Annotated in this window: 8 protein-coding genes; 2 read left to right on the forward strand and 6 right to left on the reverse strand. The window is 64.2% G+C overall.

Annotation, left to right across the window (positions count from 1 at the left end):
• Positions 1–4: 4 nt before the first annotated feature.
• The 4 genes from AC30QB_RS11370 to AC30QB_RS11385 form a co-directional block, all read right to left on the reverse strand.
• The gene (locus AC30QB_RS11370; protein WP_489546327.1) at positions 5–1,117 is read right to left on the reverse strand and encodes a polyamine ABC transporter substrate-binding protein; all 1,113 of its coding nucleotides are present in this window, start codon (positions 1,115–1,117) and stop codon (positions 5–7) included.
• Between the two features lie 113 nt (positions 1,118–1,230).
• Positions 1,231–2,607 carry an aspartate aminotransferase family protein gene (locus tag AC30QB_RS11375; protein ID WP_489546328.1) on the reverse strand — a complete coding sequence of 459 codons (1,377 nt, stop codon included), beginning with the start codon at positions 2,605–2,607 and terminating at the stop codon, positions 1,231–1,233.
• A gap of 70 nt (positions 2,608–2,677) precedes the next feature.
• The gene (locus tag AC30QB_RS11380) at positions 2,678–4,045 is read right to left on the reverse strand and encodes a glutamine synthetase family protein (RefSeq protein ID WP_489546329.1); all 1,368 of its coding nucleotides are present in this window, start codon (positions 4,043–4,045) and stop codon (positions 2,678–2,680) included.
• A 73-nt stretch (positions 4,046–4,118) separates the two neighbouring features.
• Positions 4,119–4,916, reverse strand: coding sequence for a gamma-glutamyl-gamma-aminobutyrate hydrolase family protein (locus AC30QB_RS11385; RefSeq protein ID WP_489546330.1), 798 nt, complete (start codon positions 4,914–4,916; stop codon positions 4,119–4,121).
• A gap of 296 nt (positions 4,917–5,212) precedes the next feature.
• On the opposite strand from AC30QB_RS11385, the gene AC30QB_RS11390 reads away from it, so the two are divergent.
• Complete coding sequence (locus AC30QB_RS11390; protein WP_489546331.1) at positions 5,213–6,820, forward strand: glycoside hydrolase family 76 protein; 1,608 nt, start codon at positions 5,213–5,215, stop codon at positions 6,818–6,820.
• Between the two features lie 16 nt (positions 6,821–6,836).
• Positions 6,837–9,038 (forward strand): glycoside hydrolase family 76 protein, encoded by a 2,202-nt coding sequence (locus tag AC30QB_RS11395; RefSeq protein ID WP_489546332.1) that lies wholly within the window; start codon positions 6,837–6,839, stop codon positions 9,036–9,038.
• A 39-nt stretch (positions 9,039–9,077) separates the two neighbouring features.
• On the opposite strand, the gene AC30QB_RS11400 is transcribed toward AC30QB_RS11395, so the two are convergent.
• A complete protein-coding gene (locus AC30QB_RS11400) occupies positions 9,078–10,370 on the reverse strand; it encodes an NAD(P)/FAD-dependent oxidoreductase (protein WP_489546333.1) in 1,293 nt (430 codons plus the stop codon).
• Positions 10,367–11,695, reverse strand: a complete 1,329-nt coding sequence (gene aptA / locus AC30QB_RS11405) for an omega-aminotransferase AptA (protein ID WP_489546334.1) — start codon at positions 11,693–11,695, stop codon at positions 10,367–10,369. Before aptA ends, AC30QB_RS11400 begins: the two co-directional genes overlap by 4 nt.
• Positions 11,696–11,858 lie beyond the last annotated feature (163 nt).

The following is an 11,858-nucleotide window of genomic DNA, read 5'->3' on the forward strand; positions in this document are numbered from 1 at the left end:
GCGCTCAGAGCCCGGTTTTGAACGAGGTGTAGGTGCGGGTCATCAATCGGCGCAAGTCGTTGGCGATGGCGTCGGGGGCCGACATCTTCTTCATCTCGCTCTCAGGCGGGAACACCGTGGGGTTGTTGGCCACCTCGGGCTTGATGAGCTTCTTGGACTCTTTGTTGGGGTTGGCGTAGAACACCTTGTTGGTGAGAGCTGCACTCACCTCGGGCCTCAAGATGTAGTTGATGAACTTGTGCGCATTGTTTGGGTGCGACGCATCGTTGGGGATCACCATCACGTCGAAGAACAGCAGGCCGCCGGTCTTGGGCAGCAAGGCCTCGATCTTCTGCCCGGTGCGGCCGTCGATGGCGCGTTGCCTGGCGATGTTGATGTCGCCCGACCAGCCCAGTGCCACGCAGATCGAGCCGCTGGCCATGTCGTTGATGTAGCCCGATGAGCTGAACAACGTGACGTAAGGGCGTATGGTCTTGAGCAGGTTGGCCGCCGCGGTGTAGTCGGAGGCGGTCTTGCTGTAGGCCGGCTTGCCCAAGTAATACAGCGCGGCCGGGATCACCTCGGTGGGCGAGTCCAGGAAAGACACGCCGCAGCTCTTGAGCTTGCTGATGTACTCGGGCTTGAACAACAGGTCCCAGGCGTTGTCGGGCATGGGCGTGCTGCCGAGCGCAGCTTTTACCTTGTCGACGTTGATGCCCACCGTGGTGTAGCCCCACATCCAGTTCACCATGTACTGGTTGCCCGGGTCGAGCTTGGCGAGCTGGGCCTGCACATCGGGGTCGAGGTTCTTGTAGTTCGGGATCAGGCTGCGGTCGATCTTGCGCAGCAAGCCGCCATCGACCTGCAGCTTGGCCCAGTGCGACGAAGGCACCACGATGTCGTAGCCGGTCTTGCCCGCCACCAGCTTGGCGTGAACGATTTCGTTGTTGTCGAAATTGTCGTAGCGGACCTTGATGCCAGTCTCATTCTCGAAGTTTTTCAGCGTGTCGTCGGCGATGTAATCCGACCAGTTGTAGATGTTCAGGACCTTCTCTTCCTCTTGCGCCGCGGCGGGCATGGGCCACAGAAAAGCCGTTGCGGAAAGAGCCAAACCCAGCGCACCGAACACCTGTTTCATTGCCTTCTCCTTTACGTTGAAATCTTGTCTGACCTCGCGAGGATCACGCCAGTCTAGGCAGCGCGCCATCGGGTGGCTCTACAGGCAAACCCCGTGCCACCGACACCGAGCGCTCACAGCCAGCCGCGCTGCTTGAGCTCGGCGTGCGTCAAATCGAGACACTGGCGGATCAGCCCCACCATCTCGTCGATCTGTGCGAGCGTCATCACCAGGGGCGGCGCCACGATCATGCGGTCGCCCACAGCCCGCATGATCAAGCCGTTGCCGAAGCAATGCGCGCGGCACAGCATGCCCACTTCAAGCTTGCCGTCGAAGGGGGCGCCGGTGGCTTTGTCTTGCACGATTTGCAGGGCGCCCATCAACCCACAGGTTTGCGCCTCACCGATCAGGGGGTGCTCGCCCAGTGCCTTGAACTTCTCGGCGAGGTAAGGCCCCAGCTCCTCACGCACGCGTTCGACCAGGCGCTCGCGCTGTATCAGCTTGATGTTGGCCACCGCCACCGCGCAGGCCACCGGGTGGCCCGAGTAGGTGTAGCCATGGGCGAACTCGCCACCCTCATCGATCAGTGCGCGCGCCACGCGCTCGCCGACCATCACTCCGCCCAGTGGGATGTAGCCCGAGCTCACGCCCTTGGCAAAGGTCATGAGGTCGGGCTTGAACCCAAAAGTTTCGCAGCCAAACCAGTTGCCGGTGCGCCCGAAGCCGGTGATGACCTCGTCTGAGACGAGCAAGATGCCGTACTTGTCGCAGATGCGCTGGATCTCGGGCCAGTAGGTGGCGGGCGGCACGATCACGCCACCAGCCCCCTGCACCGGCTCGCCGATGAAGGCCGCCACTTTGTCGCCACCGATCTCGGTGATCTTGGTCTCTAGCGCGCGTGCCGTCATCAGGCCGAAGTCGTCGCGGCTCAGGCTGCGGTCGCTCTCGAACCAGAAGGGCTGCTCGATGTGCACGATGCCCGGAATGGGCAGGCCGCCTTGCTCGTGCATGCCGCTCATGCCGCCCAACGACGCACCGGCCATGGTGGAGCCGTGATAAGCGTTGTGGCGGCTGACGATCACGCTGCGCTGCGGCTGGCCTTGAAGGTCCCAGTAGCGGCGCACCATGCGCACGATGGTGTCGTTGGCCTCGGAGCCCGAGCCGGCGAAGAACACGTGCTTGAACTGTGGTGGCGTCACCTCAGCCAGCAGCTCGGCCAACTCGATGGCCGGTGGCGTGGCCGTCTGGAAGAAGGAGTTGTAGAAAGGCAGAGTCTTCAGTTGTTGCGTGGCGGCGTCGATCAGCGTTTGCTGGCCGTAGCCGACGTTCACGCACCACAGGCCCGACATCGCATCGAGCATCTTGTGGCCATCGCTGTCCCAGAGGTAGATGTTGTCAGCCTTGGTGATGACACGCGAGCCCTTGCCTGCGAGCGACTTGAAGTCGGTGAAGGGGTGCAGGTAGTGGGCCGTGTCGGCGGCTTGCCAGTCTTGTGTGCTTCGTGTGGTCATGGTGTTTTGGATTTTTCCGTTGGGCGGCATTTGTCCCTCTCTCCGTGGGAGAGGGGACAACACGCTGGCGTCAAACGTGCAACAACAAATGCTCGCGCTCCCACGGCGAGATCACCTTCATGAACTCGTCGTGCTCGATCTCCTTGACCTCGGAGTACACGGTGATGAACGACTTGCCGAGCACGTCGTGCAGCTCCTTCTCGTCGGCCAGCCAGCCCAGGGCTTCGCTGAGCGAGCGCGGCAGCTGGTACTCGGAGAGATAGGCGTCTCCCTTGCACTCGGGGGCAGGCTCGATGCGGTTCTTCATGCCGAGGTAGCCGCAGGCAAGGGTGGCGGCCATGGCCACATAGGGGTTGGCGTCGGCGCCGATCACGCGGTTTTCAATGCGACGTGCTGCAGGCGTGGCCACCGGTGAGCGTATGCCCACAGTGCGGTTGTCGGTGCCCCACTGGATGTTGATGGGTGCGGCCGTGGAGCGCGCGAGCCGCCGGTAAGAGTTGACGTAGGGCGCAAACAGCGCCATCGCCGCCGGCGTGTACTTCTGCAGGCCGCCGATGTACCAGAAGAACTCTTTGCTCGGCGAGCCATCAGGGTTGCTGAAGATGTTCTTGCCGGTCGCCTTGTTCAGGATGCTCTGGTGCACGTGCATGGCGCTGCCGGGCTCGTTGGCCATGGGCTTGGCCATGAAGGTGGCGTACATCTCGTGGCGCAGCGCCGCCTCGCGAATCGTGCGCTTGAAGAAGAACACCTCGTCGGCCAGGCCCAGTGGGTGGTCGTGGAAGAAGTTGATTTCCATCTGCCCGGCGCCCACCTCGTGAATGAGCGTGTCAACGTTGAGCTCCATCTGCTCGCAGTAGGCGTAGATGTCTTCGAACAACGGGTCGAACTCGTTCACCGCGTCGATGGAATAGGCTTGGCGCGAGGTTTCGGCACGGCCGCTGCGGCCCTTGGGTGGGCGCAGTGGCTGGTTGGGGTCGATGCTGCGCTCGATCAAATAAAACTCGAGCTCGGGGGCGACGACAGGGTCCCAGCCCTCGGCGGCGTAGAGGTCGCAGATGTTGCGCAGCACCGAGCGCGGTGCGTAGGGAATCATCTTGCCGTCGCGGTCGTAGCAGTCGTGTATGACCTGGGCGGTGGGGTCTACCGCCCAGGGCACGATGCGCACGGTGCTGGGGTCGGGGCGCAGGTGCATGTCACGGTCGGTCGCGTGGATCACGTCGTAGTAAGGGCCTTCCTCAGGAAATTCACCCGTCACGCCGATGGCCACGATGGCCTCGGGCAGCCGCATGCCGCGGTCTTCGGTGAATTTTCCGCGCGGCAGGATCTTGCCGCGGGCCACGCCGGTGAGGTCGGGCACCAGGCACTCGATCTCGGTCACGCGCCTGTCGTTGAGCCACTGCTCCAGGTCGCTGAAATTGAAATTGTTCTTGTCCACCATGGGGGGTCACCTGTTTGAGTTGTAGGCCAGAGGGCGATCTGGCTGGACACGCTGCGCGGCAGGGCGGCGGTCGCTAGCGATCAGGGTCGTGGCGGGGCTCCCGATGGCGGTTTCTGAAACTTTGACAGGCCGCGCCGAAGGCTTTGAACAAGCGCAGCGAGATGGGGTTTTGCGCGGCTTGCCACTCGGGGTGCCATTGCACGCAGAGGTTGAAGCCTTTGGCCGATGGCAGCGAAAAGGCTTCTACCAGGCCATCAGGTGCGCGGCCTTCCACGCGCAGGCCAGGCGCCAGCTCTCTCACGCCTTGGCCGTGGGCGGTGTTCACCCGGAACTGCGGCTGCTCGACGATGCCGGCGAGCGCACCGCCCGGCTCCACGATCACGTCGTGGGCGAAGTCGTACTGCTCTTCGGCTGTCTTGTCGGTCACGCCTCGGTGATCGCGCTGGCCGGGCACCTCTTGTACGGCCTGGTACAAGCTGCCACCCAAGGCGACATTCGCCTCCTGAAAGCCTCGGCAGATGGCGAAGAGCGGGATGCCGCGTGCCAGCGCCCGGGGGATGAGCGGCAGCGTCCAGGCGTCGCGGTCAATGTCGAGTGGCAGGGTCTTGTCGAGCACCTCTTCGCCGAAGTGGCTGGGGTGCACGTTGGAGGGCGATCCAGTGAGCAGCACGCCATCGGCGTGGTCGAGCAACTCATCAACCTCGCTCAGGTGCACGAAGGGCACGATGAGCGGCAGGCAGCCGCCCAGGCGCACGGCGTCGATGTACTTCTTGCCGGCGACGTGAAAGGGGTGCTGCCCGATCATGCGGTTGCAGGCGGGGATCAGAACCACCGGTTTGTGGCCCGGTGCAGTCTCAGAGATGGCGTTCATTGGGCTTGCTGCGCCCAGGTTCTTGGCCGTTTGCGCACTGGGCTTTCTGTATACCGTTAGTGAGCAATGAGTGTGCCCGCCTTGTGGGCGAAGTCAACCGGGGCTGCAGGTGAGCCTATGGATCGTCTGTTTATCTCCCCATTTCTTGTGTCTCAGTGATAGCACCCATGCCCGGCACACATATCGACACCAATCGGCAAGAAGGGCGCTGGACGCTGTAGAACATGTGTTCTATCCTTTTCTGAACAAGAACGTTTATTCCATTTGCGTTCACATCAGAAGACACAGGAGACAACTTGAACACACCCCACGCCTTCTTCGCAGCCCTGGCCGCTGCTGTGCTGATCTCCGGTTGCGGCGGCGCCGCAGACGACTCCACGGCCCCGCCTGCTGCAGCCTCGCAGGAGGCCCAGCGCGAGACGGCTGCTGCCGTCGACCCCGTGGCCGAAGCCCGCGAAACCGCTGCGATGAATCAGTTGCTGGTCGGCTTCAACGTGCGCTCGAACGGCTGGACCAAGGGCCCAACGCTCGACGCCATCATCAACATCTACCAGCGCACCCGCGACCCGAAGTACCGCACGCTGATAGATGACTCCTTGCGCTATGGCCGCGGCTGGCGCTCGGGCGACGCCAACAAGCTCTACTACGACGACATGGGCTGGTACGCCAACGCCTGGCTGCGCGCCTACGACGTGACTGGCGACAAGGCATTCCTGATCGAAGCTCAGGCCATCTTCAGTGACATGACCAAGGCCTGGGACAACACCTGCGGCGGCGGCATCTGGTGGACCGACGAGCGCAACTACAAGAACGCGATCACCAATGAACTCTTTCTGCTGGCCGCGTCGCGCCTGGCACGCCGCGCACCCAACGGCACCGGGCCTGGCAGCTATCGTGACTGGGCGCTCAGAGAGTCCGACTGGTTCGTCAACCGCAGTGGCCTGATCAATGCGCAGAGCCTGATCAACGACGGCCTGAACAGCAACTGCGGCAATAACGGCCAAGCCACTTGGTCTTACAACCAGGGCGTGATCCTGGGCGGCATGGCCGAGATGTTTCGCCTGACCGGCGACCGCGGCTATCTCGCCACCGGCGAGCGGGTTGCCGAGTCGGCGATGACGCGCATGGTGCACCCCAACGGCACCTTCCGCGACGTGTGCGACTCGTGGGGAGGCGGCTGCACCGGCGATGCGGTGATTTTCAAGGGCATGTTCACGCAAGGCCTGGCGCGGCTGTACAACGCCGACCGCGCCAACAAGCCTCAGTACTTCGATTTCCTGAAAGTCAGTGCCGATGGCCTGTGGAACAACAGCCGTAACGCGCAAAACGGGCTGGGCGTGAATTGGGGCGGGCCGGTGGGCACGCCGACGCAATCGTCGCAGGCGTCGGGCCTGCTTCTGCTGGGGAGCATCAGCCTGCTCAATGCATTCCCCAAGGGTGAGGAACAGTGGGAAGTCGTCGTTCCGCCCAAGCCGCAGGTGACGAATCTGCGCGTCTCGGACACGACCAACGCGGCAGCCTGGTCAGTGCAGCAGAACCTGCAGGCCGGCAATCTGGCCTATGGCGACCGCAGCTATACCTTCAGCAGCGTGCCAGCCGTGGTGGCCGGTGGCGCGTGGGTGCGCACCGCCAACTCGTCCAAGGCATACGTCGGCAACCCGCTTGCGACCTTCAGTGTTTCCGCGGCTGCCGATGTGTACCTCGCGCTAGACAACCGCGCCGCACGGCCGACATGGGTCGACGCCAGCTGGGCCGACACCGGCAGCGACTTGACGCAGGCCGAGAGCACCACTGTGTCGCGCGGCTTCAGCCTGTACCGCAAACGCGTCGCGGCTGGCGCAACGCTCACGCTCGGCCCCTCGGGCGGTGGCGCGACCAGCATGTACACCGTGATCGTCAAGTAGCCACTGGGACCCGACCATGAACACATCCCGTTCTCTGTTGGCTGCATGGGCGTTCGCACTGATCGCCGGCTGCGGCGGCTCATCCGAGCCTGACACCACGCTCGCCCAGGCAGCACCTTCGGCGCCGATACCGGTGGAGTTTGAACGGGCGCTGGCGGCGCCCGTCACCACCATCATGCCGCTGGGGGACTCCATCACCTACGGCACCGATGGTGTCGACACACAAGGTGGCTACCGCACGGCCTTGTTCAACGCCTTGCGCAACGACGGCGGCACCATCGACTTCGTGGGTTCGCAATCGAATGGCCCGGCCAGCATGGCCGACAGGAACCACGAGGGGCACCCCGGCTGGCGCATCAGCGGCATTGCCGGCTCGATCAACGGTTGGCTCGACACCTATCGCCCGCAAGTCATCGCCTTGATGATTGGCACCAACGACGTGGTGTTCAACGACGACCTCGCCAACGCCCCAAACCGGCTCAGCAGCCTCATCGACCAGATCACCAACCGGTTGCCCAACAGTCGCTTGCTCGTGGCCTCGATCACGCCGCTGGGCAACACGGGGCTCAATGCCAAGGTCAACACCTACAACGCCTCCATCCCGGGCATCGTCCAGCAGAAGGTGGCGGCCGGCAAGCGCGTGAGCTTCGTGAACATGAACGCCGCCGTGTTGGCAAGCGAGCTGTACGACGGCACCCATCCCAACCCCGCGGGCTACGCCAAGATGGCCGCGGCCTGGCACACGGCGCTCAAGCCCTTCGTCGCGACCGCCGACCCGGTGGCCAATGCGCGCGAGCTGGCCGCGATGGACAAGCTGCTGCAGGGTTTTGATGTGACATGGAACGACTGGACCAAGGGCCCGACGATGGAAGCCATCGTCAACATCTACGAGCGCACGCGCGACCCCAAATACCTCAGTCTGCTGGAGCAGTCGCTGGTGCATGGTCGCGGCTGGCGTTCGGGCGTGCCCGGCCACCAGTTCTTCTACGACGACATGGGCTGGTATGCCAACGCCTGGATCCGCGCCTACGACGTGACCGGCAACAACGCCTTCCTTGTCGAAGCGCAGGCCATCTTTGTCGACTTTGCCAAGGCATGGGACGGCACGTGCGGTGGGGGTGTGTGGTGGAACGACGACCGCAACTACAAGAACGCCATCACCAATGAGCTCTTCATCTTGACGGCGGCGCGCCTGGCTCGCCGTGCACCCAATGGCAGCGGCGCCGGCAGCTATCGCGACTGGGCGCTGAAGGCCTCGAGCTGGTTCGTCAACACCAGCGGCATGATCAACGGCCAGAACCTGATCAACGACGGCTTGACCAGCGCTTGCAAGAACAACGGCCAGGCCACCTGGGCCTACAACCAGGGCGTGATCCTGAGCGGCATGGCCGAGATGTACCAGCTCACGGGCGACCGCAGCTACCTGGCCACCGCTGAGCGCACGGCCGAATCGGCCATGACCAACATGGTGTTCTCCAACGGCGTGCTGCGCGATGCCTGCGACAACAACGGTTGTGGCGGTGACGCGATTCTGTTCAAGGGCCCGTTAGTGCAAGGCCTCGCGCGCCTCTACAACGCCGACCGCAACAACAAGCCGCAGTACTTCGACTTCTTGAAGCGCAACGCAGACAGCATTTGGAACACCAGCCGCGATGCCCAAAACGGGCTCGGCGTGAAGTGGATCGGTCCGGTGGGCACACCTAACCAGTCTTCGCAAGCTTCCGGACTGTTGCTCCTGGGCAGCGTGGCACTGTTGCACGCAGGTGGGGAAGGCGGCATCCCGATGAAAGCCACGATCTCGGGCTTGCAGGTGGCCGACACGTCCAATGCGGGTGCGTGGTCGGTGCAGCAAAACCTGCAGGTGAACAACACCACCTATGGCGACCGCACCTATACCTTCACGGCGGTGCCGGCCGAGGTGGCGGGTTCGAGCTGGATCAGAACGGCCAATGCCTCGAAATCGTCAACAGCCAATCCGCTCGTGATGTTCTCGCTGTCGGCCGCGGCCGACGTGTATGTGGCGCTGGACAACCGCTCGGCCCGCCCGGCCTGGGTGGATGCCAGCTGGACAGACACCGGCACCGACCTCACGCAAGCCGAAAGCGCGACGGTCTCGCGCGGCTTCAGCCTCTACCGCAAACGCTTCAACGCAGGCGCGGTTTCGCTGGGTGCGTGGAACGGCGGTGGCACGAGCATGTACACGGTGATCGTGAAGTAAACGGGTGAGCCACCGCGCCGCCATTGGCGCGGCGCGGTCTCACAGCATGTCGCGCAAGCGGTGGTACGCCATGCCCAGCACCAGGGCGGGCGTGCGCAACAGCGCGCCACCCGGAAAGCGGTGGTGACGCAGGCGCGCAAAGAGGTCGAAGCGCTCGGCGTTGCCTGCAATGGCTTCGGCCACCAGCTTGCCGGCCAGGCCGGTGAGCGCAAGGCCATGCCCCGAGAAGCCCTGCAGGTAGTACACATTCCCATGCAAGCGCCCGAAGTCGGGCGCACGGTTCATCGAGATGTCGACAAAGCCGCCCCAGGCGTACTCGACCGGTGTGTGGGCCAGCTGCGGGAAGCTGCGAGCCATGCGCTTTTGCATGCTGGCCACCAGATTGATCGGTGTGGCGGTGCTGTAGCTGACCCGCCCGCCGTAGAGCATGCGGTGGTCGGCGGTGGGGCGAAAGTAGTCGAGTACGAAGTTGGTGTCACAGACAGCCGAGCGTGAGGGGATCAGCGAGCGCAGCAGTGCAGGGTCGATGGCTTCGGAGGCCACGATGTAGGTGCCGACCGGCATGATGCGCTGGGCCAGTGGGGGAACCAAGCCCTGCAGATAGACGTTGCCGGCCAGCAAGACATGCGAGGCGCGAACCTCGCCGCGTGCGGTGCGCAAGCGGGTGGGCTCGCCCGGCGTGAGCTGCATGACCTCGGTGTGCTCGAAGATGCGGACGCCCAGGCCGGCTGCGGCGCGCGCCAGGCCGAGGGTGTACTTCAGCGGATGCAGGTGGCCCGAGCGCGTGTCGTGAATGCCGCTGTGAAAGCGCGGGCTGTCTATCCACTTCGGCAGGTCTTGTGGCGAGATCCATGGATGGGTGTCACCGTAGTGCGCCTGCATGTGGGCATGCCAGCGCTGCAGCTCAAGCGCTTTGCGTGCGTTGACGGCCAGACTCAGGTAGCCGCTTTGCCACTCGCACTGGATGCCGAAGCGTGCGCAGCGCTGATGGATGAGGTCTATCGCTTCCAGTGTCATGGCCCAGACGCGGCGCGAGGCTTGCATGCCGAGCTGCGCTTCGATGGTCGACTGCTCGCAAGCCAGGCCGGCCAGTGCCTGCCCGCCATTGCGGCCGGAAGCCCCGGCGCCGACCTGCCGCGCTTCGAGCAGGGCGACGCTGTAGCCGCGGTCTGCCAGCTCGATGGCGGCCGAGAGCCCCGCCAGGCCGCCACCAACGATGGCCACGTCGCAGACAAGATCGCCTTCCAGCGCTGCGAAGCTTTGCGCCCTTGGCGCCGTGGCGTCGTAGTAGGAGTGGCGGGCGAGCTTCTCGTCGAGGTCGAGAAAGCTCATGCAGCGCGTTTGAGCGCGTCTGACAGCGTGCCGACGATCTGGTCGATGTGCTTGTTTTCGATGATGAGCGGGGGCGAAAGCGCGATGGTGTCGCCGGTGGTGCGGATCAGCAGGCCCTTTTCCCAGCAGTCGAGAAAGACCGAGAAGGCGCGCTTGCCGGGCTCGCCCGGAATGGGTGCGAGCTCGATGCCGCCCACCAGGCCGATGTTGCGCACGTCAATCACACTCGGCAGCTCACGCAGAGAGTGAACCGCGCTTTCGAAGGTGGGTGCCATCTTGGCGCCGCGGGTGAGCAGGCCCTCTTCGGCATAGGTGTCTAGCGTGCCCAGGGCTGCGGCGCAGGCCAGCGGGTGGCCTGAATAGGTGTAGCCGTGGAAGAACTCGATGGCGTGCTCGGGGCCGGTCATGAAGGCGTCGTGGATCTTCTGGCTGGCAAACACCGCGCCCATCGGCACGCAGCCGTTGGTGAGGCCTTTGGCCACCGTCATCAGGTCAGGTGTGACGCCGAAATGCGTGGCCGCGAAGGGCGAGCCCAGGCGGCCGAAACCGGTGATGACTTCGTCGAATATCAAAAGGATGCCGTGCTTGTCGCAAATGCTGCGCAGCCGCTCCAGATAGCCCTTGGGCGGCAGCAGCACGCCGGTGGAGCCCGCCACCGGCTCCACGATCACGGCGGCGATGGTCGAGGCGTCGTGCAGCGCGACCAGGCGCTCCAAGTCATCGGCCAGCTCGGCACCGTGCTCGGGCTGGCCCTTGCTGAAGGCATTGCGCGCGTCGTGCGTGTGGCGGATGTGGTCTACGCCGCTCAGCAGCGTGCCGAACATCTTGCGGTTGGCCACCATGCCGCCCACCGAGATGCCGCCGAAGTTGACGCCGTGGTAGCCGCGCTCGCGGCCGATCAGGCGGAAGCGGCCGGCCTCGCCGCGCACGCGATGGTAAGCCAAAGCGATCTTGAGCGCGGTATCGGCCGATTCCGAACCCGAGTTGGTGTAGAACACGCGGCCCAATCCTTTGGGCGCGATGGCCGAGAGGCGATCGGCGAATTCGAATGCAATCGGGTGCCCCATCTGGAACGAAGGCGCGAAGTCGAGCTTCTTCGCCTGCGCGGCGATGGCCTCGGCGATCTTCGGGCGGCAATGGCCCGCATTCACGCACCACAGGCCGGCGGTGCCGTCGAGGATTTTGCGCCCCTCGGGCGTCCAGTAGTACATGCCCTCGGCGCGCTCGAGCAGGCGCGGGGCCTTCTTGAACTCCCGGTTCGCCGTGTACGGCATGAAAAAGGCACTGCGTTCGAGATCCACTGCATTGCTGGCGCGATCGTTCATTTTCTTTCCTTTTCTCTCAGGCTGCCCTGGCTTCCCCGGCGACGACCGCCGCGGCAACCATTGCGTTTATGAGCACGCTCGCCCCGGCGGCGATCTCGTCGGGGCGGGCATTTTCCAGCTCGTTGTGCGACAGGCCGCCCTCGCAGGGCACGAAGACCATCGC

The sequence above is a fragment of the Rhizobacter sp. genome, assembly GCF_046595475.1.
GTDB lineage: Bacteria > Pseudomonadota > Gammaproteobacteria > Burkholderiales > Burkholderiaceae_C > Rhizobacter.

Excerpts from the sequence above, each read along its gene's own strand:
- AC30QB_RS11385 (WP_489546330.1), bottom strand. The coding sequence starts at position 4,916 with ATGAACGCCATCTCTGAGACTGCACCGGGCCACAAACCGGTGGTTCTG.
- AC30QB_RS11400 (WP_489546333.1), bottom strand. The coding sequence starts at position 10,370 with ATGAGCTTTCTCGACCTCGACGAGAAGCTCGCCCGCCACTCCTACTAC.
- AC30QB_RS11380 (WP_489546329.1), bottom strand. The coding sequence starts at position 4,045 with ATGGTGGACAAGAACAATTTCAATTTCAGCGACCTGGAGCAGTGGCTC.
- AC30QB_RS11370 (WP_489546327.1), bottom strand. The coding sequence starts at position 1,117 with ATGAAACAGGTGTTCGGTGCGCTGGGTTTGGCTCTTTCCGCAACGGCT.
- aptA (WP_489546334.1), bottom strand. The coding sequence starts at position 11,695 with ATGAACGATCGCGCCAGCAATGCAGTGGATCTCGAACGCAGTGCCTTT.
- AC30QB_RS11395 (WP_489546332.1), top strand. The coding sequence starts at position 6,837 with ATGAACACATCCCGTTCTCTGTTGGCTGCATGGGCGTTCGCACTGATC.
- AC30QB_RS11375 (WP_489546328.1), bottom strand. The coding sequence starts at position 2,607 with ATGACCACACGAAGCACACAAGACTGGCAAGCCGCCGACACGGCCCAC.